Annotated in this window: 32 protein-coding genes and 1 tRNA gene; 12 read left to right on the top strand and 21 right to left on the bottom strand. The window is 62.1% G+C overall.

Annotated elements, in window-relative coordinates; all coding sequences use genetic code 11:
• Window positions 1-64: 64 nt before the first annotated feature.
• The 5 genes from AB7F11_RS03730 (at window position 65) to AB7F11_RS03750 (ending at window position 4,190) form a co-directional block, all read left to right on the top strand.
• The gene (locus tag AB7F11_RS03730; RefSeq protein WP_428299852.1) at window positions 65-1,174 is read left to right on the top strand and encodes a hypothetical protein; all 1,110 of its coding nucleotides are present in this window, start codon (window positions 65-67) and stop codon (window positions 1,172-1,174) included.
• A gap of 30 nt (window positions 1,175-1,204) precedes the next feature.
• Entirely contained in the window at window positions 1,205-2,593 is a 1,389-nt protein-coding gene (locus AB7F11_RS03735) for a multicopper oxidase family protein (protein ID WP_428299853.1), read from the top strand.
• A gap of 63 nt (window positions 2,594-2,656) precedes the next feature.
• The gene (locus tag AB7F11_RS03740; RefSeq protein ID WP_056276575.1) at window positions 2,657-3,148 is read left to right on the top strand and encodes a cupredoxin domain-containing protein; all 492 of its coding nucleotides are present in this window, start codon (window positions 2,657-2,659) and stop codon (window positions 3,146-3,148) included.
• A gap of 56 nt (window positions 3,149-3,204) precedes the next feature.
• The gene (locus tag AB7F11_RS03745; RefSeq protein ID WP_300716481.1) at window positions 3,205-3,567 is read left to right on the top strand and encodes a copper-binding protein; all 363 of its coding nucleotides are present in this window, start codon (window positions 3,205-3,207) and stop codon (window positions 3,565-3,567) included.
• Window positions 3,568-3,779: 212 nt separating this feature from the next.
• On the top strand, window positions 3,780-4,190 hold the full coding sequence (locus tag AB7F11_RS03750) for a DUF305 domain-containing protein (RefSeq protein WP_428299854.1): 411 nt from the start codon (window positions 3,780-3,782) through the stop codon (window positions 4,188-4,190).
• A gap of 54 nt (window positions 4,191-4,244) precedes the next feature.
• Here the strand turns inward: AB7F11_RS03750 and merR are convergent, their stop codons facing one another.
• Window positions 4,245-4,679, bottom strand: a complete 435-nt coding sequence (gene merR / locus AB7F11_RS03755; protein WP_201450010.1) for an Hg(II)-responsive transcriptional regulator — start codon at window positions 4,677-4,679, stop codon at window positions 4,245-4,247.
• Between the two features lie 42 nt (window positions 4,680-4,721).
• On the opposite strand from merR, the gene merT reads away from it, so the two are divergent.
• The 4 genes from merT to AB7F11_RS03775 all read left to right on the top strand — a co-directional run bounded on the left by merT (window position 4,722) and on the right by AB7F11_RS03775 (window position 6,041).
• Complete coding sequence (gene merT / locus AB7F11_RS03760) at window positions 4,722-5,111, top strand: mercuric ion transporter MerT (RefSeq protein ID WP_428289435.1); 390 nt, start codon at window positions 4,722-4,724, stop codon at window positions 5,109-5,111.
• A gap of 14 nt (window positions 5,112-5,125) precedes the next feature.
• Window positions 5,126-5,407, top strand: a complete 282-nt coding sequence (gene merP, locus AB7F11_RS03765; protein WP_236574262.1) for a mercury resistance system periplasmic binding protein MerP — start codon at window positions 5,126-5,128, stop codon at window positions 5,405-5,407.
• Window positions 5,404-5,628, top strand: coding sequence for a GDCCVxC domain-containing (seleno)protein (locus AB7F11_RS03770; protein ID WP_428289436.1), 225 nt, complete (start codon window positions 5,404-5,406; stop codon window positions 5,626-5,628). Before merP ends, AB7F11_RS03770 begins: the two co-directional genes overlap by 4 nt.
• 128 nt (window positions 5,629-5,756) lie before the next feature.
• On the top strand, window positions 5,757-6,041 hold the full coding sequence (locus tag AB7F11_RS03775; protein ID WP_428289437.1) for a CopK family periplasmic copper-binding protein: 285 nt from the start codon (window positions 5,757-5,759) through the stop codon (window positions 6,039-6,041).
• 220 nt (window positions 6,042-6,261) lie between these two features.
• On the opposite strand, the gene AB7F11_RS03780 is transcribed toward AB7F11_RS03775, so the two are convergent.
• The 6 genes from AB7F11_RS03780 to AB7F11_RS03805 form a co-directional block, all read right to left on the bottom strand.
• Window positions 6,262-8,592 (bottom strand): heavy metal translocating P-type ATPase, encoded by a 2,331-nt coding sequence (locus AB7F11_RS03780; protein ID WP_428289438.1) that lies wholly within the window; start codon window positions 8,590-8,592, stop codon window positions 6,262-6,264.
• Window positions 8,593-8,602: 10 nt separating this feature from the next.
• Window positions 8,603-8,851, bottom strand: a complete 249-nt coding sequence (locus AB7F11_RS03785; RefSeq protein WP_159604223.1) for a DUF2933 domain-containing protein — start codon at window positions 8,849-8,851, stop codon at window positions 8,603-8,605.
• 103 nt (window positions 8,852-8,954) lie between these two features.
• Complete coding sequence (locus AB7F11_RS03790) at window positions 8,955-9,431, bottom strand: hypothetical protein (RefSeq protein ID WP_428289439.1); 477 nt, start codon at window positions 9,429-9,431, stop codon at window positions 8,955-8,957.
• Window positions 9,432-9,562: 131 nt separating this feature from the next.
• Entirely contained in the window at window positions 9,563-9,976 is a 414-nt protein-coding gene (locus AB7F11_RS03795) for a hypothetical protein (protein WP_428289440.1), read from the bottom strand.
• Between the two features lie 185 nt (window positions 9,977-10,161).
• A complete protein-coding gene (cueR, locus tag AB7F11_RS03800; RefSeq protein ID WP_428289441.1) occupies window positions 10,162-10,704 on the bottom strand; it encodes a Cu(I)-responsive transcriptional regulator in 543 nt (180 codons plus the stop codon).
• 99 nt (window positions 10,705-10,803) lie between these two features.
• On the bottom strand, window positions 10,804-10,995 hold the full coding sequence (locus AB7F11_RS03805; protein WP_428289442.1) for a heavy-metal-associated domain-containing protein: 192 nt from the start codon (window positions 10,993-10,995) through the stop codon (window positions 10,804-10,806).
• Between the two features lie 137 nt (window positions 10,996-11,132).
• Between AB7F11_RS03805 and AB7F11_RS03810 the strand changes: the two genes are divergently transcribed.
• Window positions 11,133-13,328: a heavy metal translocating P-type ATPase gene (locus tag AB7F11_RS03810; RefSeq protein ID WP_428289443.1), complete on the top strand. Its 2,196-nt coding sequence runs from the start codon at window positions 11,133-11,135 to the stop codon at window positions 13,326-13,328.
• A 187-nt stretch (window positions 13,329-13,515) separates the two neighbouring features.
• On the opposite strand, the gene AB7F11_RS03815 is transcribed toward AB7F11_RS03810, so the two are convergent.
• From AB7F11_RS03815 to AB7F11_RS03865, 11 genes are all read right to left on the bottom strand, one after another.
• A tRNA-Val gene (locus AB7F11_RS03815) sits at window positions 13,516-13,590 on the bottom strand.
• Window positions 13,591-13,647: 57 nt separating this feature from the next.
• The gene (dnaQ, locus tag AB7F11_RS03820; protein ID WP_428289444.1) at window positions 13,648-14,355 is read right to left on the bottom strand and encodes a DNA polymerase III subunit epsilon; all 708 of its coding nucleotides are present in this window, start codon (window positions 14,353-14,355) and stop codon (window positions 13,648-13,650) included.
• Window positions 14,355-14,693, bottom strand: a complete 339-nt coding sequence (fdx, locus tag AB7F11_RS03825; RefSeq protein ID WP_428289445.1) for an ISC system 2Fe-2S type ferredoxin — start codon at window positions 14,691-14,693, stop codon at window positions 14,355-14,357. The genes dnaQ and fdx overlap by 1 nt, the downstream gene beginning before the upstream one ends.
• Before the next feature lie 12 nt (window positions 14,694-14,705).
• Window positions 14,706-16,577, bottom strand: a complete 1,872-nt coding sequence (gene hscA / locus AB7F11_RS03830) for a Fe-S protein assembly chaperone HscA (protein ID WP_428289446.1) — start codon at window positions 16,575-16,577, stop codon at window positions 14,706-14,708.
• 36 nt (window positions 16,578-16,613) lie between these two features.
• Window positions 16,614-17,138 (bottom strand): Fe-S protein assembly co-chaperone HscB, encoded by a 525-nt coding sequence (hscB, locus tag AB7F11_RS03835; protein ID WP_428289447.1) that lies wholly within the window; start codon window positions 17,136-17,138, stop codon window positions 16,614-16,616.
• 61 nt (window positions 17,139-17,199) lie between these two features.
• Window positions 17,200-17,523, bottom strand: a complete 324-nt coding sequence (gene iscA / locus AB7F11_RS03840) for an iron-sulfur cluster assembly protein IscA (protein ID WP_291127139.1) — start codon at window positions 17,521-17,523, stop codon at window positions 17,200-17,202.
• A gap of 13 nt (window positions 17,524-17,536) precedes the next feature.
• Entirely contained in the window at window positions 17,537-17,923 is a 387-nt protein-coding gene (gene iscU, locus AB7F11_RS03845; protein WP_428289448.1) for a Fe-S cluster assembly scaffold IscU, read from the bottom strand.
• 12 nt (window positions 17,924-17,935) lie between these two features.
• Window positions 17,936-19,153: an IscS subfamily cysteine desulfurase gene (locus tag AB7F11_RS03850; protein WP_428289449.1), complete on the bottom strand. Its 1,218-nt coding sequence runs from the start codon at window positions 19,151-19,153 to the stop codon at window positions 17,936-17,938.
• A gap of 37 nt (window positions 19,154-19,190) precedes the next feature.
• Complete coding sequence (iscR, locus tag AB7F11_RS03855) at window positions 19,191-19,730, bottom strand: Fe-S cluster assembly transcriptional regulator IscR (protein WP_428289450.1); 540 nt, start codon at window positions 19,728-19,730, stop codon at window positions 19,191-19,193.
• A gap of 269 nt (window positions 19,731-19,999) precedes the next feature.
• Complete coding sequence (uvrB, locus tag AB7F11_RS03860; RefSeq protein ID WP_428289451.1) at window positions 20,000-22,120, bottom strand: excinuclease ABC subunit UvrB; 2,121 nt, start codon at window positions 22,118-22,120, stop codon at window positions 20,000-20,002.
• Complete coding sequence (locus AB7F11_RS03865; RefSeq protein ID WP_428289452.1) at window positions 22,074-22,439, bottom strand: DUF6172 family protein; 366 nt, start codon at window positions 22,437-22,439, stop codon at window positions 22,074-22,076. The genes uvrB and AB7F11_RS03865 overlap by 47 nt, the downstream gene beginning before the upstream one ends.
• 80 nt (window positions 22,440-22,519) lie before the next feature.
• Here AB7F11_RS03865 and AB7F11_RS03870 point away from each other — a divergent pair, with 80 nt between their 5' ends.
• The gene (locus AB7F11_RS03870; protein WP_428289453.1) at window positions 22,520-23,122 is read left to right on the top strand and encodes a 3'-5' exonuclease; all 603 of its coding nucleotides are present in this window, start codon (window positions 22,520-22,522) and stop codon (window positions 23,120-23,122) included.
• Window positions 23,123-23,125: 3 nt separating this feature from the next.
• Here the strand turns inward: AB7F11_RS03870 and AB7F11_RS03875 are convergent, their stop codons facing one another.
• The 3 genes from AB7F11_RS03875 to AB7F11_RS03885 are packed head-to-tail and all read right to left on the bottom strand — an operon-like array spanning window position 23,126 to window position 24,632.
• Complete coding sequence (locus tag AB7F11_RS03875; RefSeq protein ID WP_428289454.1) at window positions 23,126-23,338, bottom strand: DUF3820 family protein; 213 nt, start codon at window positions 23,336-23,338, stop codon at window positions 23,126-23,128.
• On the bottom strand, window positions 23,335-24,153 hold the full coding sequence (locus tag AB7F11_RS03880) for an alpha/beta fold hydrolase (protein ID WP_428289455.1): 819 nt from the start codon (window positions 24,151-24,153) through the stop codon (window positions 23,335-23,337). The genes AB7F11_RS03875 and AB7F11_RS03880 overlap by 4 nt, the downstream gene beginning before the upstream one ends.
• Window positions 24,154-24,161: 8 nt before the next feature.
• Window positions 24,162-24,632: a MarR family winged helix-turn-helix transcriptional regulator gene (locus tag AB7F11_RS03885; RefSeq protein WP_428289456.1), complete on the bottom strand. Its 471-nt coding sequence runs from the start codon at window positions 24,630-24,632 to the stop codon at window positions 24,162-24,164.
• A 271-nt stretch (window positions 24,633-24,903) separates the two neighbouring features.
• Here AB7F11_RS03885 and AB7F11_RS03890 point away from each other — a divergent pair, with 271 nt between their 5' ends.
• A complete protein-coding gene (locus AB7F11_RS03890; RefSeq protein ID WP_428289457.1) occupies window positions 24,904-25,053 on the top strand; it encodes a hypothetical protein in 150 nt (49 codons plus the stop codon).
• Window positions 25,054-25,122 lie beyond the last annotated feature (69 nt).

The raw sequence follows: 25,122 nt of genomic DNA on the forward strand, positions 1-25,122 counted from the left end.
GTTCGTGACGGGTGGCCTTTTGCACACTGCCCTCAGCTTGAAACAGTTGAACAGGAGCAAATCAGTGATTCATCGACGTTACCCTTCCTCTGCACTGCGGGCCATCGTTCTGGGCGTGTTTGCACTCCCCATGGTCGTTTCCGCCCAGATCGCACCGGCCCCTGCCGAGAAGAACTGGCGCGAAGCCAACGACGCCGTGGGGCAGTTCAAACGCGGCCATGCCGACATTCTCAAGTGGGAAAAAGAGAACGTTCCCGCTGCTGCAGGTCAGGAGTTGGCATCTCCCAGCCTGAGCCTCATGACGGCTGAAGACGCCGTGCGTCAGGCCTGGCGGGCCCACCTGGATTTGGTCAAACCCATGAACAGGATCGGTACGGCCAACGTGGATTTGATTGCCAAAGGCCAATGGGCCGAGCTTGATCCCATCCATCAGCGCAAGGTAGACGACATGGACGAGCTGCTGGAAGTCGCCGCTCAAGGTCGCAAGGCGTGGTTTCAGGCAGTGGCTGCGCGACAGGTTCTCAAACAGCACCGTGATGCGCTGGACGCCGCCGAGGCCGGCAACGAGCTGGGTCGCCGCATGGTGAGTGTGGGCAATTGGAGCAAGCTCCAGCAGGCCCAAGTTCAACTGGCTCAGTCATCCGCCAAGATGAACGTGCGACGCGCACAGAACGCCGCCACGCAGGCCGAAGCCTCACTCATCAAAACGTTGGGCCTCACCGGCATGCACAGCGCTGTTGCGCTGCCTGACCGTCTGCCCGATGTGCCGGTCCAAGCCTTGTCGCAACAAGTGCTGGATGGGCGCGCTGCGGCCATTGCTGCACAACTGCCGCGCGCCGAGGGCATGCGCAATAGCGCCAACGCCCGCCTCGCTCGCCAGGCCTACCTCTCCAGCCACGCACTGGCCGTGAGTGCGCGCGAAGAAGTGCTGAAGGTTCGAGAGTTCATCACCGAAGAAACCGTTCTTCACTACAACGGCATGCTCAAGAGCGTGTGGGACTTGTTGGGTGAGGTTTCCAGCCAGTCCCAAGCGGTGGCCAGTGCCATCGAGGCGCAGCGGGACTTCTGGATCGCAGAGACCGATCTGCAGTGGGTCCTTCAAGGCGGTGCGCCCGACAGCTTTGTCTCTCTGGGCGGCGGAGGCGGTGAGCCCGCTGCTGCCGCTGGCCACTGATCACATTGCACGCATAGAAAGAAAACCAACATGAGTCTCCTCAATTCACGTCGTCAGTTTTTCGCGGGTGCTGCCGCTTCGGTGGCTGGGCTGGCGGTTGCGCGGTCTGCCATGGCCGCTTTGCCCGAGCCTGTCTACCAAACGTCTGTGGACACAGCGCCTCCATTGGTGCCCACCACCGGCCGACCCTACAACCCGGTGGTCACGCTCAACGGCTGGACCCTGCCCTGGAAGATGAACAACGGCGTCAAGGAATTCCATCTGGTGGCAGAACCCGTGGTGCGCGAGGTCTCGCCGGGCTTCAAGGTCAACATGTGGGGCTACAACGGCCAGAGCCCGGGCCCAACCATCGAGGTGGTCGAAGGCGACCGCGTGCGCATCTTTGTCACCAACAAGCTGCCCGAGCACACCACCATCCACTGGCACGGCCAGCGCCTGCCCAGCGGCATGGACGGTGTGGGTGGTCTGAACCAACCCGCCATCCCCGTGGGCAAGACCTTCGTCTACGAATTTGAAGCGCGCCGTCCGGGTACCTTCATGTACCACCCGCACGCGGACGAAATGGTCCAGATGGCCATGGGCATGATGGGCATGTGGGTCACCCACCCCAAGGGCAAGCATCCCCACATCAGCGAGGTGGATCGCGACTTCTGCTTCCTGCTCAACGCGTTCGACATCGAGCCGGGCAGCAAGACGCCCAAGATCAACACGATGCTGGACTTCAACATCTGGTGCTGGAACAGCCGTGTCTTCCCCGCCATCGACACGCTCAACGTGCGCTTGAACGACCGTGTGCGCATTCGTGTGGGAAACCTCACCATGACCAACCACCCGATCCACCTGCACGGGCACGAGTTTCTGGTGACCGGGACCGACGGCGGCCCAACGCCGCCGAGCACGCGCTGGTACGAGGTGACCACCGATGTTGCCGTGGGGCAGATGCGCCAGATCGAACTGATCGCCGACGAGGAAGGCGACTGGGCCATGCACTGCCACAAGAGCCACCACACCATGAACGCCATGGGCCACGACGTGCCCACCATGATCGGCGTGGACCACCGAGGCCTGGTCAACAAGATCCAGAAGGTGGTGCCCGACTACATGCTGATGGGCGAGCGCGGCATGGCCGACATGGGCGAAATGCAGATGCCCATTCCGGACAACACTGCGCCCATGATGACCGGCACGGGCCAGTTCGGCCCGTTGGAGATGGGCGGCATGTTCACCGTGTTCAAGGTGCGCAAGGACCAGAAGCCGGGCGACTACAAGGACCCTGGCCCGTACAAGTTCCCCGAAGGCACTGTTGCGCACGAATGGACCGGTGCGCCCTTGCCCGCCGTCAGGCCCAAGGCCAGTGCAGACACAACCCCGGCGATGGGCACAGCGGTCAAGCCCATGGGCAAAGGCATGCAGCACTGAACCAAGCCGTCTTTACACATTTCTCCCACTTGCTTTCTCAACCCACCAATCCAGAGAGTTCACATGATCTTCACCCAAGCCCCACTTTCCAAGCGTTCCAGCCTTTTGTTCGTTGCCGCCCTTCTAGCCACGTCAGCCGCCACAGCGGCGGGCACGCACGGCGGCGGCCACAACGAATCGCCCATCGGTGAGCCCGGCGTCGCCAGTAAAGCTTCCCGCACCATTCAGGTCGACGCTGCCGACAGCATGCGGTTCACGCCAGCACTGGTGGACGTCAAGAAGGGGGAAACCGTCCGTTTCGTCGTCACCAACTCCGGCAAGGTGCCGCATGAGTTCAGCCTGGGCACGGAGAAGGAGCTGAAGGAGCACTACGAAGTGATGAAAAAATTTCCAGGCATGGAACACGATGAGGCCAACAAGATTTCCCTGAAGCCTGGGCAAAAGGGTGAGGTCATCTGGCGTTTCACCAAAGGCGGCGTCGTTGATTTCGCCTGCCTTCACCCCGGACACTACGACGCGGGCATGAAGGGTCAGATCAAAGTGACCACCAAATAAGCTGACAAACCACCATTCTTGCAACCCACAGACACACCTGATTGAAGGAACATTTCATGAAAACACTGAACCTGAGTCTGGCCGCATCAGCGGTCGCCCTTTCCTTTGCCTTCGCTGGACCCGCGCTGGCTCAAATGACCATGGACCAAGGAAAGATGGGAATGGATCAGGGCAAGATGGGCATGGCGGCGACACCCGCCATGACCGACGGCGAAATTCGCAAGATCGACAAGGAAAACGGCAAGGTCACGATCAAGCATGGCGAGATCAAGCACATGGACATGCCTCCGATGTCTATGGTGTTCAACGTCAAGGACAAGGCCATGCTGGACAAGGTCCAGGTAGGCGAGAAGATCCAGTTCATCGTCATTCAGGACGCCGGCAAGATGGTGGTCACCGATATCAAAGCGATGAAGTGATTTAACCAATCCGACCCTATGGGTCGGTTGTGGTCAAGGGATCGGTTGTGATGACCGATCCCTTTTTTGCATGGGTGACGTCCTCGCTGCTATGTGAAACCGGTCCGACCCAGCCTCGCAACCCATGGGCAGGCGTACGTTGGCGCACAGTCAATCCGAGTATCGTTGTCGATGATGATGAACCCGCCTTCGGGTAGCTTCTAGGAAGTCACATGAACCATCAATCCACCGCAAAACGCTTCACCACTGTCCCTAACAAGGCTCTGTGCGCCGTTTCGCTGACTGTGCTCATGTCGATGTCGGCGCATGCTCAGTCCACGCCAGCCACAGGCCCAGCGACGATGCCCATGTCCGATATGCACAAAGGCGCCACAGGTGCACACGACATGAAAGGTTCCATGATGATGGGCATGGAGGAAATGCAAAAGATGCCCATGTCGGGCAATACCGACAAGGACTTCGCGATGATGATGAAAATTCATCACCAGCAAGCTTTGAACATGGCCGAGATGCAACTCAAGACCGGCAAGTCACCCGAAATGAAGGCCATGGCAAAGCAGATCATCGTGGCGCAAAAGAAAGAAATCGCTCAGTTCGACAAGTGGCTTGCCAAGCAGAAGTGATCTGTATGGCAGGGGCAAAGCGGCGGTGCTGCTGACATACGCATAAGCGCTGGCTCAGGCACTCAACGAAGCGTCGGTCTTCAAGGCTGCAATCAGCGGGCATCGCACCTTGCCCCTGGATGCTCCGCAGAGTCGAATCAATCCCTCAAGCACTCCTTCAATCCGGTGCAGGTCCTCAAGCCTGCTCTTCACATCCGCGAGCTTGGTCTGTGCTTTGGTTCGGGCTTGGACACAGCTGGCGCCATCGTCGAGTTGCAGCAGCTCGGCTATCTCGTCCAGGCTGAATCCGAGGCGCTGCGCCGACTTGATGAAATGAAGGCGAGAACGGTCAGCTTCTGCGTAGCGGCGAATCCCGCCGGATGGGCGGAGCGGCTCAGGCATCAATCCCCTCCGCTGGTAGAAGCGAATGGTCTCCACATTGACTTCGGCTGCCTTGGCCAATCCGCCAATCGTCATGTTGGAGGCGGAAGGTGTGTGGATATCGCTCATGTCGCTTGACTCCGTACTTGGGTACGGCTTTAAGGTTATCTCATGCCAGCGCACTCCACCACCCCGAACACACCCATCTCCAGTCCCGCTACCGAACAGGGCGGCAAAGCCCTGCTGGCCGGTGGTCTTGCAGCCCTCTTTGCATCGGCCTGCTGCCTGGGCCCACTGGTGTTGATCCTGGTGGGCATCTCGGGCGCCTGGATCAGCCATCTCACGGCCTTGGAGCCCTATCAACCGCTGTTCATGGGTGTATCGCTGGCGGCGCTGTTCTTTGCGGCAAGAAGCATCTGGAGGCCAGAAGCTGCCTGCGAACCAGGTCAGGTGTGTGCGATTCCCCGCATCAACCGCATCTACAAACTGCTGTTCGGTGTCGTGGTGCTGCTGCTCACCACCGCAATGGCATTCCCGCTGATAGCTCACTGGTTCTATTGATGAAAGGCCTGGCTGTGAAACACATCTTGATTGCTGTCGGATTTGTGCTGAGTCCGCTTGCATGGGCAGCGCAGAGAACCGTCACTCTTTCCGTCCCCGGTATGTCCTGCGCCACCTGCCCGATCACGGTCAAGAAGGCGTTGACGAAACTGGTTGGCGTGGTCGACGTGGAGTCCAATCTCGGCAGGCGGGAGACCTCGGTGGTTTACGACGACACCCAGGTTTCATTGGACGCTCTGACCCGGGCGACCAAGGACGCTGGCTTCCCGTCAACCGTCACGGGAGTTGAGCCTTGACCGACGTGCTCCTGACGTCGGTGTTGACCTGTCCTGAGTGTGGACAAGCAAGGACTGAAGTCATGCCCACCGATGCTTGCCAATGGTTCTATGAATGCGAAGACTGTCACGCGATCCTTCGGCCGAAGACGGGTGACTGCTGCGTGTTTTGCAGCTACGGAACGTTGCCGTGTCCACCGATTCAAGGAGGAGGCCAATCGGGTTGCGAGAGGGCCTGCTGACTTTGCGCTGACCGAGATGTAATGCATTCGCAAGCTGCCGGTCATGGGCATCTCACTACATTGAACTTGTACCTCGTACCGCATTGATTCAGTCGAACAATGTGATTTGTTCTTGAAGGAGACACCCCATGATTCGCAAGCTCAGCATCCTCGTCCTCTCATTGGCAGCATTGGCCCCGGCATTCGCGATGGACGCAGCCAGGTCCGAGGCCAAGCAGGTCATCGCACTGCAGAACGGTGAAACGCTCTACGTCTTCAAAGACGGACTGATGGCCAAGGAAAGCAAGTTTGGAAGCGTGACTCACCTTAGCAAGGGTCAAGTCGTCCAGACCGTCGATGGCAAAAGCATCACGACGATGGGTAACGAAGTTGCGCGTCTGAGTTCCCTGTTGAACAAGGGGCACGGGAACTGACCTTCAGGCGATTTATCCAAACGGGGACGATCGAAAAGTCTCTGACCACGCAGCCCTCCCGCCGACATCGGTGCGAGGGCTGCTTTTTTTGGTCAGCGATCTGGACGCAGGTCGCACTGCAACCCCTTCGTCTGAGCAAAACGCCACTCAATTGCTGCGGCCTGTGATCACAAAACAAACCGGTCAAGTGGAGTTGGCCGAGGCTCGCAGAACCGACCCGTTATGGCTTGCCGCGCCGCAAACGCAGCGCATTGCCAATTACCGACACCGAGCTCAAGCTCATGGCCAGCGCGGCAATCAACGGCGACAGCAGCCACCCCGTCAGTGGATACAGCACGCCGGCCGCAATCGGAATGCCCAGCGCGTTGTACAAAAAAGCAAACACCAGGTTTTGCTTCATGTTGCCCACAGTCGCTTCGGACAGGGCGCGCGCAATCACGATTCCGCGCAGATCGCCCTTGACCAGCGTGATCTGTGCGCTGTTCATCGCCACGTCGGTCCCGGTGCCCATGGCCACACCCACATCGGCCTTGGCCAGTGCCGGTGCATCGTTGATGCCGTCGCCTGCCATGGCCACCACACGGCCTTCCTTTTGCAGCTTTTCCACCAACTGCAGTTTGTCGGCCGGCTTGACCTCGCCGTGCACCTCATCGATGCCCAAGCGGGCTGCAACAGCCTTGGCTGTGGTCAGTCCGTCCCCGGTTGCCATCACGATGCGCAGGCCGGAGGCCTTGAGCGTCGCCAAGGCCTCCGGCGTGCTTGCCTTGACCGGATCGGACACCGCCAACAGGCCCATCAGCTGTCCATCAACGGCCAGGTACATCACGCTGGCACCTTCTGCGCGCAGGGCCTCGGCCTGCGGCACCAGCGCACCAACCGCTACACCGATCTGCTCCATCAGCGTGGTGTTGCCCAGAGCCAGCTGACGACCTCCCACTTGCCCACGCACGCCAATGCCCGAGCCAGATTCAAAGTTCTCGGGTTTGTCCAAAGACATGCTGCGCTCGCGGGCGGCGCGCACGATGGTCTCGGCCAAAGGGTGTTCGCTGCCCTGGTCCAGGCTGGCGGCTAGGCGCAGCACCTCATCGGCGTCAAAGCCTGGCGCGGGAACGGCGCGCTCAAACGTGGGACGGCCTTCGGTAAGCGTTCCGGTCTTGTCGATGATGAGGGTGTCGATCTTGCGCATGTTCTCTATGGCCGCTGCGTCCCGGAACAACACGCCGTGTGTGGCGCCGCGACCGGTGGCGACCATGATGGACATGGGCGTGGCCAGGCCCAGCGCGCAAGGACAGGCAATGATCAGCACGGCCACCGCGTTGATCAGGCCGAACACCCAGCTTGGCTCGGGACCGAACAGACCCCAGCCAAAGAAGGTCAACAACGCAATGCCCACCACAGCGAGGACGAAGTAACCCGCCACCACGTCGGCCATGCGTTGCATGGGCGCACGGGAACGCTGTGCCTGGGCCACCATCTGCACGATCTGCGACAGCATGGTGGACGCGCCGACGCGCTCAGATCGCATCACCAGCGCGCCACTGGTGTTCAGCGTGGCGCCGATCACCTTGTCGCCCACGCGTTTGGTGACGGGCATCGGCTCGCCCGTGAGCATGGATTCATCGATCGAGCTGCCGCCCTCCGTCACCTCGCCGTCCACCGGTACTTTTTCGCCTGGGCGCACGCGCAGCAAGTCGCCTACATGCACATGGGTCAGTGGCACATCCTCTTCGGTGCCGTCTTCCCGGATGCGCCGGGCGGTCTTTGGCGCCAGACGAAGCAGCGACCTGATGGCCGCCGAGGTCTGAGAACGGGCCTTTAGTTCGAGCACCTGCCCCAGCAGCGTAAGCGAGATGATCACGGCGGCGGCTTCAAAGTAAACGGCAACGCGGCCCATGGAGATGAACGAGTCCGGGAACACCTGCGGGGCGACGGTGGCCACCACGCTGTAGACGAAAGCGGCGCCGGTGCCCAGGCCGATCAGGGTCCACATGTTCGGGCTGCGGTTCACCACCGACTGCGCGCCGCGCACAAAGAATGGCCACCCGGCCCAGAGCACGATGGGTACCGCCAGCACGAGTTCAATCCAGCTTTGGGTACCCATGTCGAACCACTGCAATCGGTGACCAAACATCGCGAGCACGAACACCACCCCCGTGAGCGGCAAGGTCCACCAAAAGCGGCGCTGGAAGTCGCGCAGTTCAGGGTTGTCATCGTCGTCAAGGTCGGGCAGCAAGGGCTCGAGCGTCATACCGCACTTGGGACAGTTCCCTGGATGGTCCTGGCGAATCTCCGGGTGCATCGGGCAGGTGTAGATCGCACCGGTCACAGCTGGACTGGTTTCTGCGGGTGGCTCGGGTGCGAGGTATTGCAGCGGGTTCGCAGCAAACTTGCCCTGGCACTTGGCACTGCAGAAATAGAAGGTCCGGCCCTCGTGGGTCAACATATGACCAGACTGCGCCGTGACGGTCATGCCACACACGGGATCCTTCAGGTCCGTTGGTGAGGCCGATTCCGACGGGGCACTGCTGCCGTGATGTTGGTGTGCATTCATGTTCGTCTGCCTATTTTTCGTCGTTGTGGGTACGCCCGGAATCCTGCGAATGGCTGCCATGCCCCCCGTGGCCGTTCCCGTGCATCAAGTGCATCAGCGGACAAGCGAGCAGCAGCAGATAGGGCCAGTAACCCAGCACATGACCCCAGTGCTCTCGCAGCAAAAAGAAGCCGGCGATCAAGGCAACCGTGAGCAGCACCATGCCTGCAGGCCGGCGCCAGAACGTTGACCCGTTGGATTCGTCGTTGGCTGGGTTCATTGAATCGCTCCGCCAGGGTTGACTGCGAAAGTTGAGGGAGAACGTGTCACCCCTGGCGATCGATGCGCAGTTCCATCGCACCTGGTTGAGCGTTGATGGCTTGTCACTTGCTGGCGGGCGCGGTGGCTGCACCCGGCATGCGCTGCATCATCATTTCCATCATGATCTGCATCATGTCCATGCGCATCTCCATCATCTGATGGTGCTTGCCCATGTCCATGGGCATCTCCTTCATGCCGGACATCCCTGGCATGCCTTCCTTGCCATGCATGCCGCCCATTCCCTTCATGCCTTTCATCATCGCCATGCCTTCTTGCATGGTTTTCATGTGCTCGTTCATCAGGGCCTGCCGTTCGGCTGGGGTCTTGGCATTCATCATCTTGTCGCGCATGGCCTGCATGTCCTTCATGCCGTTTGGCATGGCAGCAGGTGCTGCAGAAGATGCCGCAGCGGCTTGATGGGCGTTGTGTTCGTCGGCTTTGGCTGCCGACGCGGCGCCGGTTCCTGGTGCACTTGGGTTTGCGCATGCCGTCAGCAAGAGGGCGGCAGAGATCGCGACGATGGTGTGGAGGGTTTTCATGGTGGTGTTCTGTGAAGGAATGGGGGTGCCGCCGCGGGCGGCGATATGGTGGCGGAAGTCAAAAATAGGACGGGGCCCATCCAGGCCGGCTAGAACGCAGGAGCGCTCTTCGCAATGGACTGCGATGCGGTCTACAAGGTCAGTCGATGGGGTCGGGCAGCGATGGGCAGAGCCAGGTGCGCGGGTCTGGTGAAATGCACCCGAACTTGAACCGCGGTTACCGAGGCAATGGTTGGCTCCGATGCCCGGTACGGCACATCCACTGACCCTGGGCCGCCATCGGCGATGGGCTGGTCCACCTTGGTGATGGCCAGCGAGGCTTCATCGCAAAACTTCAAGCATCCGGCAGTGTCGGGGTCGGATTGATCGTCGTGATGGGTTTGGGCGACGGGTACATCCTGTGGCATCGCCGTGAACGAAGAGTGACGACCGTTGTTCGGTTCGTTCAAAAGGCATGCATTGGCCACACCTGCGCCCAACGCAAACAACCACACCGCCAGGATCATCCAGGTGACATGGCGCAGCGAGCGGCGATACAGATGCATATCAGTCAGGTGAACAGTGGCAACGATTCAAGGCTAACCCTGGGCGCTTGAACTGCCTTGACGCAGATCAAGAAAGCAGGTCAAAGCACGATCCCAAGTCGAACCAGTGTGCGACTGGGCTCTACGTCGTTCGGTTCGTCACCGAACAGACCAGCTCGCTGCCATGGCGGTGACGGCATGTCCCCTCAGTGAGCGTCATGGTGAACGTGAACGCCGCGCATCCAGGCCATGAGGTCGATGGGGCTGGAAGTGCTGGCGCCTGACACCTCGGCCTTGGCTCGGGATTTCTTGAGCTGGGGCTTTTGTTGGGGCTGGTGCTGAGCAAGGCTGCCGCGCGAGAGTTTGTCCAGGATGGCGCAGTGAGGCTGGTCATTCCCGTGGCACGCCTTCACCAGCACCGAAAGCCCGTCCATCATCTGCTCGATTTCGCGGCGCTTTTCTTCCAGGTCGGCCAGGTGGCGTTGCGCCACTGCCTTCACTTCGCGGCTCGTGCGCTGTGAATCGCTCCACAGGCCGATGAGCTCGGCGATCTGCGCCACCGAAAACCCCAGGTGGCGCGATTGCCGGATGAACCGCAGCACCGAGACTTCACGATCACCGTACAGACGGTAGCCCGCCTCGCTGCGCTCTGCCTCGGGCAGCAGACCGATCTGTTCATAGTGGCGGATCATCTTGGCGGAGACGCCAGCGGCGGCGGCGGCATCGCCGATGTTCATGAGGGTGGTCATGGAGCGCTCCAGAGGTTGAACGACTTCAATGGTCGAGGATGTAGCTTGTCATGGTGGGAAGGTCAAGGCCCTCACCGGTGGGGCCCTGAGGAGCGGCGATCAGAGGGCTGGGTAGCCAGCGTCAGTCAGCGCTTCGATCAACACATCACGGTGCTCACCACTTTTCACGGTGATGAAGCGCCGCGGCAGATCGACCTGGATCTCACAGGCGGGATCGACCAGTTTCAAGGTGACATTCACCGTCGAAGCGCAGTGGCCGCAGGTCATGTCGGGAAGGTGGAATTCGTGCATGGATGACTCCGTTGAGGATTGAGGGAATCTGCACTGTGGGCATTGCCACGGTGGCAAGGTCAAGTCGCATCCGACGTTGCGCTTGCCACCGTGGCAAGGCCAACCATTCGCTCCATCCTCAACCCTTGGAGTGCCTCATGAACACCGCCACCTTGTCGCTCATCGAGCATCAGTTGCCCATCGAAGGCATGACCTGCGCCTCTTGCGTGGGCCGCGTCGAAAAAGCCTTGAAGGCCGTTGCTGGCGTACAGGAAGTCAGCGTCAACCTGGCCACCGAACGCGCCACGGTGAACGCCGCTGCTGCCACACCGCCTGCCAGCTTGGTGGCTGCGGTGCACAAGGCAGGTTACAGCGTGAGAAAGGAACCCCGCGTGGACCAGGGGGCCCAGCCAACAAGAAGCAACAGCGAGCCCTGGTGGCCTGTCGCGCTCGCTGCGGTGCTGTCGCTGCCCTTGGTGCTGCCCATGATCGCCCTGTTGTTCGGCTCTGACTGGACGATCAATGGCTGGTTGCAGCTCGCGCTGGCCACGCCCGTTCAATTCTGGTTGGGCGCGCGCTTTTACCGCGCGGGCTGGAAGGCCGTGCGTGCGGGTGCCGGCAACATGGACCTGCTGGTGGCCTTGGGTACCAGCGCCGGATACGGCCTGAGTGTGTACCTGCTGTTCAAGCACGCCGATCACGGCACGCCGCACCTGTACTTTGAAGCCTCGGCCGTGATCGTCACGCTGGTGCTGCTGGGCAAGTGGCTGGAGTCGCGCGCCAAACGCCAGACCACGGCCGCCATCGCCGCCCTCAATGCGCTCAGGCCCGAGGTGGCGCGCGTGCGCATGGCCGACGGCGATGTGGACGTCGCCATTGCGAAAGTGAAGGTGGGGAACACCGTGGTGATCCGCCCGGGCGAACGCATTCCGGTGGATGGTGTTGTCATCACAGGATCCAGCCAGGTGGACGAATCGCTGATCACAGGCGAAAGCCTGCCGGTGGCCAAACACACGGGCGACAAGGTCACCGGCGGCGCTGTCAATGCCGAGGGTCTGCTGCTGGTGGAGACCACGGCGGTGGGCGCCGAGTCGACGCTCTCGCGCATCGTGCGCATGGTCGAATCGGCCCAGGCCAAGAAGGCGCCGATCCAGCGCATCGTGGACCGCGTGAGCGCCATTTTTGTGCCGGTGGTGCTGCTGACCGCCACGCTCACCCTGCTGGGCTGGGGCCTGGTCACCGGCCAATGGGAGCAGGCCATCCTGAACGCGGTGGCGGTGCTGGTGATCGCCTGTCCGTGCGCCCTGGGCCTGGCGACACCGACCGCCATCATGGCCGGCACCGGGGTGGCCGCTCGACAAGGCATCCTGATCAAGGATGCCGAAGCGCTGGAGATCGCGCACCGCATCGACACCGTCGCATTCGACAAGACGGGAACGCTCACCGAAGGCAAACCGACGCTGGTCGCAGCCGTGGCGGCCCCTGGCCACGACGACGAGTTGCTGCTTTGGAGTGCCGCGATCCAGGCGGGTAGCGAACACCCGCTGGCACGCGCCGTGATGAACGCTGCTGAAGAGGCCGGTCTTGCGCTGCTCTCCGCCGCCAAGGTGGGCGCCGTGCCGGGACGCGGCATGTCGGCCGAGGTGCAGGGTCGTGCATTGCGCCTCGGCAGTCCGCGATACATGCAGGAGCTGGGCGTGGACACTTCGGCACTGGTTGAACCCGCTCGCCAGCTTGAAGCTGAAGGACGCACGGTCTCATGGCTCGCCGACGTGACGGAGGCACCCGCACTGGTGGGCATGCTGGCCTTTGGCGATGCCCCGAAGGCCGGCGCCATCAAGGCCATTCAGAGCCTGCAGGCTTTGGGCATTCGCACCGTGATGGTCACTGGCGACAACCGGGGCAGCGCGCGGTGGGTGGGGCGTGTGCTGGGTATCGACCACATCGAAGCCGAGGTGTTGCCCGCAGACAAGGCGGCCATCGTGAACCGGCTCAAGGAGGGTGGCCGCTCGGTGGCGATGGTGGGCGATGGGATCAACGATGCCCCTGCGCTGGCCTCGGCCGACGTGGGCATCGCCATGTCGACCGGCACCGACGTGGCCATGCACGCCGCCGGCATCACCCTGATGCGAGGTGACCCCGCGCTGGTGGCCGACGCGATCGACATCTCGCGCCGAACCTACCGCAAGATCCGCCAGAACCTGTTTTGGGCCTTCGCCTACAACGTGATCGGCATTCCGCTGGCGGTTGCAGGTTTGCTGAACCCGGTGGTGGCCGGTGCGGCCATGGCGTTGAGCAGCGTGAGCGTGGTGAGCAATGCGCTGCTGCTGGGGGGTTGGCGGTCGAAAAGATAGATTGACGTACAAATCAATCGGCTGATGGGCCTTCGCGCACGCGGTTCGTTTGTGAGCCGAACCTCGTCTCGACACTGTTGTGCGAGGTATACATGCATTGCCAAGGGTCCAATGGCCCACTTTTGGCCCACCGGAAACGACTACGCCACCCGAAGGTGGCGCAAAGCGTTGTCACATATAACAATTTTGGTGGGCGGTGCAGGGTTCGAACCTGCGACCCCTGCCGTGTGAAGGCAGTGCTCTACCACTGAGCTAACCGCCCGATTGATCTGGGCCGATCTTTCGGAAGCCTCAGATTATAGCCAGGTTTTCTTCGCCTTCAGGCGGCTTGAAGTGCCCGCCAGAGGGTCTTGCCTTTGCTGGCCTTGTCCAGATCGGCCAGCAGCGCGTCGTGTGCCTGCGCTTCCTGCTCGTTGGCCAGCAGCACGGGCAATTCGATTCGGCTGAGGTCCACCTGTTCGGCCACACCGCCCTCGCCGGACGTGTCGCCCAGGTCGATCAGCAAGGCGTCCTGTCCGCGCGTCATGTTGATGTAGACGTCGGCGAGCAGTTCGGCGTCGAGCAAGGCCCCGTGCAGCGTGCGGCCGGAGTTGTCCACGCCCAGGCGATCGCAGAGCGCATCCAGGCCATTGCGTTTGCCGGGGAACATTTCCTTGGCCATGACCAGGCTGTCGGTGACCTGTCCGATGACCGTGTGGATGGGCGAGCGGCCCAGTCGCTGAAGCTCTTTGTTGAGAAAGCTGATGTCGAACGGCGCGTTGTGGATGATCACTTCGGCATCGCGCAGATAGGCCAGCAACTCGTCTGCAATGGCGCCGAACTTGGGCTTGTCCTTGAGGAATTCGTTGCTGATGCCATGCACCTTGAGCGCATCTTCGTGGCTGTCGCGCTCTGGATTCACATAGAAGTGCAGGTTGTTGCCCGTGAGCTTGCGGTTGAGCAGTTCCACGCAACCAATCTCGATGATGCGGTCGCCGTTCTCGGCGGACAGGCCGGTGGTTTCGGTGTCGAGGACGATCTGGCGCATCAGTGGTTCTCTTTTGCGTGGTTGATCGAGTATTTGGGAATCTCGACCGTCAGGTCTTTCTGCGCCACGATGGCCTGGCACGAAAGGCGCGAGTTCGGCTCCAGGCCCCAGGCGCGGTCGAGCAGGTCTTCTTCGCTCTCGTCCAGTTCATTCAGACTGTTGAAGCCTTCCCGCACGATCACGTGGCAGGTGGTGCAGGCGCAACTCATGTCGCAGGCGTGCTCGATGTTGATCTTGTTGTCCAGCAAGGCTTCACAGATGGAGGTGCCCGTGGGCGCCGTGATGGTGGCGCCGTGAGGACAGTACTCGGGATGGGGCAGTATCTTGATCGTGGGCATGGGGGTGGTGTTTCAAACTTCTTCGAGTTTCTTGCCAGACAGAGCCTGCTGGATGCCGCGATTCATGCGCAGCGCGGCAAAGGACTCGGTGCCCTTGGCCAGCGCGGCGGTGGCGGCTTCAATGGCTGCAGCGTCATCGCCTCCCACGGTGGCCGCCAGGGCGTTCATCAGGGCTTCGATCTGCTCGCGCTCGGCGGGGGCGAGCAGATCGGCGTCGGCCGCCAGCGCGGTGCGGGTGGCGGCAATCATGCGATCAGCATCCACACGGGCCTCGACCAGCGCACGCGACTGGATGTCTTGCTGGGCGGTGGCGAAACTGTCCTGCAGCATGGCGGCGATCTGCTCATCGCTCAGGCCGTAAGCGGGTTTCACGTCCACCCGCGCCTCCACGCCACTGCCCTGCTCTTTGGCGCTCACCGAAAGCAGGCCGTCGGCGTCGACCGTGAACGTGACGCGGATGCGCGCGGCCCCGGCCACCATGGGCGGGATGCCACGCAATTCGAATCGCGCCAGGCTGCGGCAATCGGCCACGAGATCGCGCTCACCCTGCACCACATGCAGGGCCAGGGCGGTCTGGCCATCCTGGTAGGTGGTGAAGTCCTGCGCCCGTGCGGTGGGAATGGCGCTGTTGCGCGGCACGATGCGTTCGACCAGGCCACCCATGGTCTCGATGCCCAGCGAGAGCGGAATCACATCCAGCAGCAGCAGATCGCCATCTCGGCTGTTGCCGGCCAGGGCGTTGGCCTGGATCGCGGCGCCCAGGGCCACCACCTCGTCAGGGTTGAGGTTGGTCAACGGCTCCCGAGCAAAGAATTCGCCCACGGTGCGGCGCACGACTGGCATGCGGGTAGACCCGCCGACCATCACCACGCCCTGCACCTCGTCTTTTGCCACACCGGCATCGCGCAGCACTTTGCGCACGGCACTCATGGTGCGCGCCGTCAACGCGGCGGTGCAAGCCTCGAAATCGGCCGGGGTCACCGCTTGCTCGACAGGCTGCCCTGCCACGGTGGCGCGAAAGGTTTCGCAGGCTTGTGAGGACAGGGCTTCCTTGACGCGCCGAGCCTCGGCGTGCACGGCCGCCCGCTCGGAAGGACTGAGCGCATCTCCAACGCTCTGCCCTGCCAGCACCCAGGCCGCCAGGGCCTGGTCGTAATCGTCGCCACCCAATGCCGAGTCGCCACCGGTGGCCATGACTTCAAACACGCCCTTCGTCAGGCGAAGGATGGAGATGTCGAAGGTACCGCCACCCAGATCGTAGATGGCGTAGATGCCCTCGGACCCGTTGTCCAGGCCATAGGCGATGGCCGCGGCGGTGGGCTCGTTGATCAGTCGAAGCACATTGATACCGGCAAGCTGGGCCGCGTCCTTGGTGGCCTGGCGCTGGGCATCGTCGAAGTAGGCTGGCACGGTGATCACGGCACCGTACAACTCGTCGTCAAAGCTGTCCTCGGCGCGAAAGCGCAACGTGGCGAGAATTTCAGCGCTGACTTCCATCGGCGTTTTGCGACCCGCTACGGTTTCGACCACGGCCATGCCGTCCTGCTCGACCACGTTGTAGGAGAGCTTGTCGACATCGGCCACCTGGGCCCTCGCGCGTCCCATCAGGCGCTTGACCGAGCTCACCGTGTTGGCGGGGTCCTGCACCTGCGCAGCCAGCGCATCGAAACCGATCTGCCGGCCCGCGCCGCCCTGCGCGGGATCGAGGTAGCGCACCACGCTAGGAAGAATCACGCGGCCATCGGCGGCGGGCAGGCATTCCGCGACACCGTGGCGCACCGCGGCCACCAGCGAATGCGTAGTGCCCAGGTCGATGCCCACAGCCACTCGGCGCTGATGGGGGTCGAGAGACTGGCCGGGTTCGGAAATCTGCAGAAGCGCCATGGGTGAGGAATCAGGTCTGGAACAGGAAACAACCGGCTATTGTCCCAGCAGTTCGATCCGGTTCTCCACATCGCTGGCAAAGCGCTCAACGAACATAAGGGCTCTGACCTGGGCGGCCAGGGCAGGCCAGTCCTGTCGCTCGTCGGCAGTGGTCTGCAACCCCTGCAACATCGAGCGGCGCATGGCGGCCACCTCGTCGGCCATCCGCTCCAGATCGGGCAAACCGCTGGCCTCGTCAAGCTCCTCGCGCCACTGCATCTGCTGCATCAGAAAATCGGCGGGCATGGCCGTGTTGACTTCCGCCCCGATGGGCGAACCGTTCAACTCGCACAGGTAGGCTGCGCGATGCAATGGATTCTTCAGGCGCTGGTAGGCCTCGTTGATGCGCACCGACCACTGCATGGCCTGGCGCTGGGCCTGGGCGTCGGCGGTGGTGAAACGATCGGGGTGGGCTTCGCGCTGCAGCAACTTCCAGCGCTCGTCCAGTGCAGCGCGGTCGATCTCGAATCGCGGCGCAAGGCCGAACAACTCGAAGTCGTTCGATTGAAGATGAAGGTTCATGAAAGACAAAAACCGCCGGCGCTCAACAGCACGGGCGGCTTTGGAAAGAAAGGCTGACGCATCAGATTCTGAAACTCTCGCCGCAACCGCACCGGTCGCGCTCATTGGGATTGTTGAAGCGGAACCCTTCGTTGAGGCCTTCGCGCACAAAGTCGAGCTGCGTGCCGTCGATATAGGCCAGGCTCTTGGGATCAACCAGCACCTTGACACCGTTGTCCTCGAAGACCACGTCTTCAGGCGCGATCTCGTCGGCGTATTCCAGCTTGTAGGCCATGCCCGAGCACCCCGTGGTCTTCACGCCCAGTCGCACGCCTACACCCTTGCCGCGTTTGGCGATGTAGCGGTTGACGTGCCGTGCGGCGGCTTCTGAAATCGAAATGGCCATGGGAACCCGGGACTCAGTTGAGGTGCTTCTTGCGGTAGTCGTCCACTGCCGCCTTGATGGCGTCTTCGGCCAGGATGGAACAGTGAATCTTGACCGGTGGCAGTGCCAGTTCTTCAGCGATCTGGCTGTTCTTGAGCGCGGCCGCCTGGTCGAGCGTCTTGCCCTTGACCCACTCGGTCACCAGAGAAGACGAGGCGATCGCCGAGCCGCAACCGTAGGTCTTGAAGCGCGCATCCTCGATCACGCCCGTGCTCGGGTTCACCTTGATCTGCAGCTTCATGACGTCGCCGCATGCGGGCGCACCCACCATGCCAGTGCCCACCGATTCGTCACCCTTGTCGAAAGAGCCGACGTTGCGGGGATTCTCGTAATGGTCAACGACCTTTTCTGAATAAGCCATGCCTTTTCTCCTTCAATGAGCTGACCACTGGATGGTGGACAGGTCGATACCGTCTTTGAACATTTCCCACAGCGGGGACAACTCACGCAACTTGGCCACGTTTTCCTTGATGGTGGCGATCGCGTAGTCGATTTCTTCCTCGGTCGTCCAGCGGCCGATGGTCATGCGAAGGCTGCTGTGGGCAAGCTCGTCGCTGCGGCCAAGGGCACGCAGCACATAGCTGGGCTCCAGGCTGGCCGAGGTGCAAGCGGAGCCCGACGACACCGCCAGCCCCTTGATGCCCATGATGAGCGACTCGCCTTCGACGTAATTGAAGCTCATGTTGAGGTTGTGTGGCACCCGGCGCGTCTCGTGGCCATTGATGAACACTTCTTCCACGTCTTTGAGGCCGGCAACCATGCGGTCGTGCAGAGCGCGAATGCGCTGGTTCTCCTCGTGCATCTCGGCCTTGGCAATCCGGTAAGCCTCGCCCATGCCGACGATCTGGTGCGTGGGCAGCGTGCCCGATCGCATGCCTCGCTCGTGGCCACCACCGTGCATCTGCGCCTCGATGCGCACACGCGGCTTGCGGCGCACGAACAACGCACCGATGCCCTTGGGGCCGTAGGTCTTGTGCGAGGTGAGGCTCATCAGATCGACCGGGAGCGTCTGCAGGTCGATGTCCACACGGCCGGTGGCCTGGGCAGCGTCCACATGGAATATCACGCCCTTTTCGCGGCAGATTGCGCCCAGGGCTGCAATGTCCTGGATGACACCGATCTCGTTGTTCACGAACATGACCGAAGCCAGGATGGTGTCGGGTCGAATCGCCGCCTTGAAGGCTTCCAGGTCCACCAGCCCGTCTTCCTGCACGTCGAGGTAGGTCACCTCAAAACCCTGGCGCTCCAGTTCGCGGCAGGTATCGAGCACGGCCTTGTGCTCGGTCTTGACCGTGATGATGTGCTTGCCTTTGGTCTTGTAGAAATGCGCCGCGCCCTTGAGCGCCAGGTTGTTGGACTCGGTGGCTCCGCTGGTCCAGACGATTTCGCGGGGGTCGGCACCGATCAGAGCGGCGACCTGTTCGCGTGCCGTCTCCACCGCCTTTTCCGCTTCCCAGCCCCAGGCATGGCTGCGCGAAGCGGGGTTGCCGAAATGTTCGCGCAACCAGGGGATCATGGCGTCCACCACCCGCGGGTCGCAAGGATTGGTGGCGCTGTAGTCCATGTAGATGGGGAAGTGCGGAGTGCTCATGGCTTGGAATGAAACGGATTCGAGGAAGTGCCGATGCCTACTTGGTGGAAAGCGCCGCGCCGCCCAGGGCAAACACCGAATTCGGTGCGTTCACGCGAATTGGCTTGACCACCGGGGCACTTGAGATCGCGCGCTTGATCATCGGCGCGTTCTCCACCACCACGCCCTTGGCGAGCTGCTCATCCACCAGCGATTGCAGGGACACGGAGTCAAGAAAATCCACCATTTTCGCGTTGAGCGCAGCCCAGAGTTCATGGGTCATGCAGCGATGGCCTTCACCCAGGCAGTTTTCCTTGCCGCCGCACTGGGTGGCGTCGATCGGTTCGTCGACCGACACGATGATGTCCGCCACCGTGATATCGGCCGCCTTGCGACCGAGCGTGTAGCCGCCGCCGGGGCCTCGGGTGGACTCCACGAGTTCGTGGCGACGCAGCTTGCCGAAAAGCTGCTCCAGATAAGAGAGCGAAATCTGCTGGCGCTGGCTGATGGCCGCGAGCGTGACGGGGCCGTTGTTCTGGCGCAGGGCCAGATCAATCATGGCGGTGACCGCAAAGCGGCCTTTGGTCGTGAGGCGCATTTTCAAGCTCCTTGAAGTGTTGGCTTGACCGTCGTGGTACGGCTCAGAAACGGGTTTGCACCGTCTCGAACCCCTTCTCCACCCGCCCCGACCCTTGAACGGTCTGTTGATCGAAGGCTTTCCCGACTGTTTTCGTCGAGTATACCCTAAAACCCACTGTTCCGCTCGACATCTTAGCGGATCGGGCGATTTGTCCTAGACAAATTGCGCCCGCGACCCTTTGGACACAACAAAGACTGATCGGTTCAAACGGGTGCAGTTCCCGCGATTCACGCGAGGTTTTCCCGGCCTGAGGCGCCGAACACCTGCGCTTTCAGGCGCCCGAGCTGGTCGCGAACGCTGGCGGCTTTTTCGAACTCCAGGTTGCGTGCGTGTTCCAGCATGAGTTTTTCAAGGCGCTTGATCTCGCGAGCCACGTCCTTCTCGCTCATGTCTTCGATGCTGGCGCGGTGGGCGCTCTCCGCCGCCAGGCGATCGGCCTCCTTGCCGGCCTTTTCGCTGTACACGCCGTCGATGAGGTCTTTGATGCGCTTGTTGATGCTGCGCGGTTCGATGCCCATGGCGAGGTTGTGCGCGATCTGCTTGGTGCGGCGCCGGTTGGTCTCGTCCATCGCCTTCTTCATGGAATCGGTGACGCGATCCGCGTAGAGGATGGCACGGCCATTGAGGTTGCGCGCCGCGCGGCCGATGGTCTGAATCAAGCTGCGTTCGGAACGCAGGAAGCCTTCCTTGTCGGCGTCCAGAATCGCCACCAGAGACACCTCGGGAATATCCAGACCCTCGCGCAGCAAATTGATGCCGACGAGCACGTCGAAGGAGCCCAGGCGCAGGTCGCGCAGAATCTCGACGCGCTCGACTGTGTCCACGTCGCTGTGCAGATAGCGCACCTTCACACCGTTCTCGGTCAGGTAGTCGGTGAGCTGCTCGGCCATGCGTTTGGTCAGCGTGGTGATGAGCACACGTTCATTTTTCTCGACGCGGATGCGGATTTCCTGCAGCACGTCGTCCACCTGGTGGATGGCGGGGCGCACCTCGAGTTCGGGGTCCACCAGTCCGGTGGGGCGCACCAGCTGCTCCACCACCTGCCCCGAATGCGTTTTCTCGTAGTCGGCGGGCGTGGCCGAGACAAACACCACCTGACGCATGCGCTGTTCGAACTCTTCCAGCTTGAGTGGCCGGTTGTCGAGCGCGCTGGGCAAGCGAAAACCGTATTCGACCAACGTGGTCTTGCGAGCGCGGTCGCCGTTGTACATGCCGCCAAACTGGCCCATGAGCACGTGGCTCTCGTCGAGAAACATCAGCGCATCTTTGGGCAGGTAGTCGGTCAGGGTGGACGGTGGCTCACCTGCCGCGCTGCCTGCCAGGTGGCGCGAGTAGTTCTCGATGCCCTTGCAGTGACCCACCTCACTGAGCATTTCCAGGTCGAAGCGGGTGCGCTGCTCCAGCCGCTGCGCTTCCACCAGTTTGCCGTCGCCCACCAGTTGCCTGAGCCGGTCGACCAGTTCCAGTTTGATCGCCTCCACGGCGTGCAGCACCTGCTCTCGCGGGGTCACGTAGTGGCTGCTGGGGTAGACGGTGAAACGGGGAATCTTCTGCCGCACCTTGCCGGTCAAGGGATCGAACAGTTGCAGTGTCTCGACCTCGTCGTCGAAGAGTTCGATCCGGATCGCCATTTCCGAATGCTCGGCCGGAAACACGTCGATGGTGTCACCGCGCACGCGAAACTTGCCGCGCGAAAAATCCTGCTCGTTGCGGGCGTACTGCATGCGCACCAGCTGGGCGATCAGGTCGCGCTGACCAATCTTGTCTCCCGTGCGCAGCGTCATCACCATCTGATGGTAGCTCTCGGGTTTCCCGATGCCGTAGATGGCGGAGACCGTGGCCACGATCACCACGTCGCGTCGTTCCAGAATGCTCTTGGTGCATGAGAGGCGCATCTGCTCGATGTGCTCGTTGATCGCGCTGTCTTTCTCGATGAACAGGTCGCGCTGGGGCACGTAGGCCTCGGGCTGGTAGTAGTCGTAGTAGCTGACGAAGTATTCGACCGCATTCCTGGGAAAGAACTCCCGAAACTCGCTGTAAAGCTGCGCCGCAAGGGTTTTGTTGGGCGCAAACACGATGGCCGGCCTGCCCAGGCGGGCGATCACGTTGGCCATGGTGAAGGTTTTGCCCGAGCCGGTCACGCCCAGCAAGGTCTGGAACACCTCGCCGTCGTTCACACCTTCCACGAGTTGGCGGATAGCCTCAGGCTGATCGCCTGCGGGCGGATAGGGCAGGAAGAGTTCGAATGGCGAACCAGGAAACTTCAGGAACTCGCCCTCAGGGGGCGATTCGCCCTGCCCTTCAGGCAGCGGGTCTTTCGGCGTCGGGGGCAGTGTCGTCAGGGGCATCAGAAGATTGTGCCGGATGGTGGCGGTCGACTTCGGCCCTCGGTCTGCGCACGCCGGGCTTGGCCAGGATCTCCACGTAGGCCTGCGCCCCACCCTCTCGCGCCACCGTGTCCAGATGGCCCATCAGGGTCGAGAGGTGCACGACTTCGGCGGCCTCTTTGGTGGCACCGAAGCGACAATCGAAATCCAGGTAGTCGGCACCCTCCGGCAGCTCGCGGCGCCTTTCGCGCTTGAGGTACTTGCGGATCTCGTGCTTGACGGCTTCGAGCACGCGGTCGCGGTGACGGCCTTCTTGGGTCAGGGGGAAGATTTTTCTCATGGCGGTCGGTCGGGCGCGTTGCGGTCAGTGTCTTACAAGGGAGGGCGCGATTATGCGCGCCGAGGTATCCTCGGTCGCCCATGCAGCCTCTCGAACATCACCCCACGCCCGGCAAGGACGAGATCGCCCTGCTCGAACCGTTCGAGCGTCTGGGGCTGGACCGCATCGCGCTGGTAAACACGGCCGCGCAAGCGCGCGAAGCCTGCGCCGAGCTGGCGGACCACCCGGCATGGGGTTTCGACACCGAATCCAAGCCGACCTTTTTCAAGGATCAGGTCTCAGACGGGCCACACATCGTGCAACTGGCCACGCTGCAGCGCGCCTGGGTGTTTCAGTTGCAAGATCCCGCCTGCCTGGCGCAGGTGGCCGCCCTTCTCGCCGATGGCGTGCACACCAAGGCTGGCTTCGGTCTGGGCGACGACACCCGGCGCATCGTGAGCAAGCTTGAGGTGGAGCCTCGGGGCGTGCTTGAACTCAACACGGTCTTTCGCGCACGCGGCTACCGCAAGGACATGGGCGTCAAGGGGGCCGTGGCGGTGTTGTTCAACCGCCGTTTCATCAAGTCCAAGAAGGCGGCCACTTCGAACTGGGCCAATCCGCGGCTGAGCGAAGCCCAACTGATCTACGCAGCCAACGACGCCTGGGCCGCTGCGCGTGTGTATCAGGCACTGGGCCTGGCGTGAAACTCAGCGCTGGCGCAAGGGCGTGAGCAGGTCGCCCAGACCGTTGTGGTCGATTTCGTGCATCAGGGCCAGCAGTCGCCCGATCTCGCCAGACGGAAAGCCTTCGCGAGCGAACCAGTTCAGGTAGTTGCCTGGGAGGTCGGCGATCACACGACCTTTGTGTTTGCCGTAGGGCATTTCCACGGTGAGCAGGCGCTCCAGGTCTTCGGGCTTCATCGCACCGCCGAGGTGGAATGATCCAGCCACGTGCGCACACAGGCGTTGAACTCGACGGGCTTCTGGCGCATCACCCAGTGGCCGGTATCCATGCCCTTCACCTCGCACCCGGGTGTGGCCGCCAGTTGATCGAGCCAGCGCGCCGAATGAAACATGAATGGTTTGCGTCGCCCGTAGATGTAGAGCGCTGGGAGCGTGACACCGAGGACATGGTCCACGCGAGCCAGCTCACGAAGTCCACCCATGGTGCCGAACCAGCCCATGGCATAGGGATAGTTCATCTGCCAGGCGATCTGTTCCGGGGCGTTGCGGCAGCCGATGGCGCGCGCCATGAACCGCGTCATGCGGTTGGCAATACCAGGCGCCCATCGACCCAGCTTCCACGCCGCCGCCAGCCAGAGCTGGTAGTAGGCGATCATCAGTTTCTCTTTCACGCTCAGGCTCTTCAGGTAGGCACCTGAGCTCGTGTCGCCGATGTCGACGCCGACGATGCGCGCCACCCGGTGGCTGTGGCGAGCCGCAAACTCGTAGCCGAAGAGGCATCCCCAGTCGTGCAGCAGCAGGCTGACTGGCTCCTGCGGACTCACCGCATCCACCACCTGGCGCAAGAAGCGGGTGAAATCCACCACCGACACCGGCTGTGGCGGCTGGCTCAGGTCGTACCCGGGCAAAAACACGCGCACGCAGCGGTAGCCGTCTTGCAATGCGGCCACGCTGCTGTCCCAGAGCGACGGCGTGTCGGGCCAGCCATGCAGCATCAACACGGTGTGCGCACCTTGCCCATCGACCAGGACATCGACGCCGTTCACGTTCATGCGATGGCTCATGAGCGAGGAGACGCTGTGCGCCTGGAGGACCGTTCGGTCTGCACCGCCACCAGCTTGGCCAGCAACTTCATGAAGCGCGTGCGCTCAGCCGGCGTGAGCGCATCCAGAATGGCGAGCTGCGTGCCCACGCCTTTGCGGCTGGACCGCTTGAACACATCGCGTCCCGCCGACGTGAGCGTGAGCACGCGCGCTCGGCGGTCGTTGGGATCCATCTCGCGGGTCACGAGACCGCCGGCCTCCATGCGATCCAGCACACCGGTCAAAGAGGCACGGTCCAGCGCCAGCGTACGGCACAGCGTCTTCGCGTCGATGCCAGGCCGTTCATTCAGGACGATCAACAGGCCGAACTGGATCGGCGTGAGGTTGAACTCTGCCAATTGCTCCAGTGCGATGGCGGTGGCCAGTTGATGAGCGCGTCGCAGGAGTTGCGCGGGCGCTTCGGTCAGGCTCTGGATGGAAACGCTCATGGGTGACACCGGCAGGTGAGGTGGATCGGCGAACAGGTCTCGGCGATTGTAGAAGCCGCGTGTTCGGCAGGAACTTGACGGATATGTGTTGTGGTTGTGTTTTATTCTTATATGTACAAACTATGATCTCGCCACTTTCCATCGGAAACATCCTTGAGCCCCAGCCTTCCTCGCCGCGGCGCCAACGACATGCTGGCCACGTGAGCGCTTCTCTCGCCGAACACGGCCCCGCCGTCAACCTCGGTGCGTTCACCGGGAGGGTTTCACCGGAGTGCAGGCACCTGCGGGCCTGCCTCGCCGAATCGCTGCCCGCCTGACGCAGGAAGTTCAGCGCACCGTGCGCGGCCCTGAACTCAAGGCCAGGCTCAACAACATCGGCCACGCACCCGCGCCCTTGAACGCGCAGGCGTTCGACGCTTGACTGCGCGCCGAGTCGAGCGCTGGCGCAACGCGGTGCAAGCCAATCACATCAAGCTCGCCTGATGCCGGG

Origin of the sequence: Hydrogenophaga sp. (assembly GCF_050250835.1) — a bacterium.
Lineage (GTDB): Bacteria > Pseudomonadota > Gammaproteobacteria > Burkholderiales > Burkholderiaceae_C > Hydrogenophaga.

Coding starts and splice junctions, on each gene's coding strand:
- iscA (WP_291127139.1), bottom strand. CDS start 17,523: ATGGCCATTTCGATTTCAGAAGCCGCCGCACGGCACGTCAACCGCTAC.
- cueR (WP_428289441.1), bottom strand. CDS start 10,704: ATGACCACCCTCATGAACATCGGCGATGCCGCCGCCGCCGCTGGCGTC.
- AB7F11_RS03750 (WP_428299854.1), top strand. CDS start 3,780: ATGAACCATCAATCCACCGCAAAACGCTTCACCACTGTCCCTAACAAG.
- AB7F11_RS03885 (WP_428289456.1), bottom strand. CDS start 24,632: ATGAGCGTTTCCATCCAGAGCCTGACCGAAGCGCCCGCGCAACTCCTG.
- fdx (WP_428289445.1), bottom strand. CDS start 14,693: ATGCCCACGATCAAGATACTGCCCCATCCCGAGTACTGTCCTCACGGC.
- AB7F11_RS03795 (WP_428289440.1), bottom strand. CDS start 9,976: ATGCATCTGTATCGCCGCTCGCTGCGCCATGTCACCTGGATGATCCTG.
- merT (WP_428289435.1), top strand. CDS start 4,722: ATGCCAGCGCACTCCACCACCCCGAACACACCCATCTCCAGTCCCGCT.
- AB7F11_RS03810 (WP_428289443.1), top strand. CDS start 11,133: ATGAACACCGCCACCTTGTCGCTCATCGAGCATCAGTTGCCCATCGAA.
- iscU (WP_428289448.1), bottom strand. CDS start 17,923: ATGGCTTATTCAGAAAAGGTCGTTGACCATTACGAGAATCCCCGCAAC.
- AB7F11_RS03740 (WP_056276575.1), top strand. CDS start 2,657: ATGATCTTCACCCAAGCCCCACTTTCCAAGCGTTCCAGCCTTTTGTTC.
- uvrB (WP_428289451.1), bottom strand. CDS start 22,120: ATGCCCCTGACGACACTGCCCCCGACGCCGAAAGACCCGCTGCCTGAA.
- AB7F11_RS03735 (WP_428299853.1), top strand. CDS start 1,205: ATGAGTCTCCTCAATTCACGTCGTCAGTTTTTCGCGGGTGCTGCCGCT.
- AB7F11_RS03880 (WP_428289455.1), bottom strand. CDS start 24,153: ATGAACGTGAACGGCGTCGATGTCCTGGTCGATGGGCAAGGTGCGCAC.
- hscB (WP_428289447.1), bottom strand. CDS start 17,138: ATGAACCTTCATCTTCAATCGAACGACTTCGAGTTGTTCGGCCTTGCG.
- AB7F11_RS03805 (WP_428289442.1), bottom strand. CDS start 10,995: ATGCACGAATTCCACCTTCCCGACATGACCTGCGGCCACTGCGCTTCG.
- AB7F11_RS03850 (WP_428289449.1), bottom strand. CDS start 19,153: ATGAGCACTCCGCACTTCCCCATCTACATGGACTACAGCGCCACCAAT.
- iscR (WP_428289450.1), bottom strand. CDS start 19,730: ATGCGCCTCACGACCAAAGGCCGCTTTGCGGTCACCGCCATGATTGAT.
- AB7F11_RS03745 (WP_300716481.1), top strand. CDS start 3,205: ATGAAAACACTGAACCTGAGTCTGGCCGCATCAGCGGTCGCCCTTTCC.
- merR (WP_201450010.1), bottom strand. CDS start 4,679: ATGAGCGATATCCACACACCTTCCGCCTCCAACATGACGATTGGCGGA.
- AB7F11_RS03870 (WP_428289453.1), top strand. CDS start 22,520: ATGCAGCCTCTCGAACATCACCCCACGCCCGGCAAGGACGAGATCGCC.
- AB7F11_RS03785 (WP_159604223.1), bottom strand. CDS start 8,851: ATGAACCCAGCCAACGACGAATCCAACGGGTCAACGTTCTGGCGCCGG.
- AB7F11_RS03790 (WP_428289439.1), bottom strand. CDS start 9,431: ATGAAAACCCTCCACACCATCGTCGCGATCTCTGCCGCCCTCTTGCTG.
- AB7F11_RS03775 (WP_428289437.1), top strand. CDS start 5,757: ATGATTCGCAAGCTCAGCATCCTCGTCCTCTCATTGGCAGCATTGGCC.
- hscA (WP_428289446.1), bottom strand. CDS start 16,577: ATGGCGCTTCTGCAGATTTCCGAACCCGGCCAGTCTCTCGACCCCCAT.
- dnaQ (WP_428289444.1), bottom strand. CDS start 14,355: ATGCGCCAGATCGTCCTCGACACCGAAACCACCGGCCTGTCCGCCGAG.
- AB7F11_RS03875 (WP_428289454.1), bottom strand. CDS start 23,338: ATGAAGCCCGAAGACCTGGAGCGCCTGCTCACCGTGGAAATGCCCTAC.
- AB7F11_RS03780 (WP_428289438.1), bottom strand. CDS start 8,592: ATGAATGCACACCAACATCACGGCAGCAGTGCCCCGTCGGAATCGGCC.
- AB7F11_RS03865 (WP_428289452.1), bottom strand. CDS start 22,439: ATGAGAAAAATCTTCCCCCTGACCCAAGAAGGCCGTCACCGCGACCGC.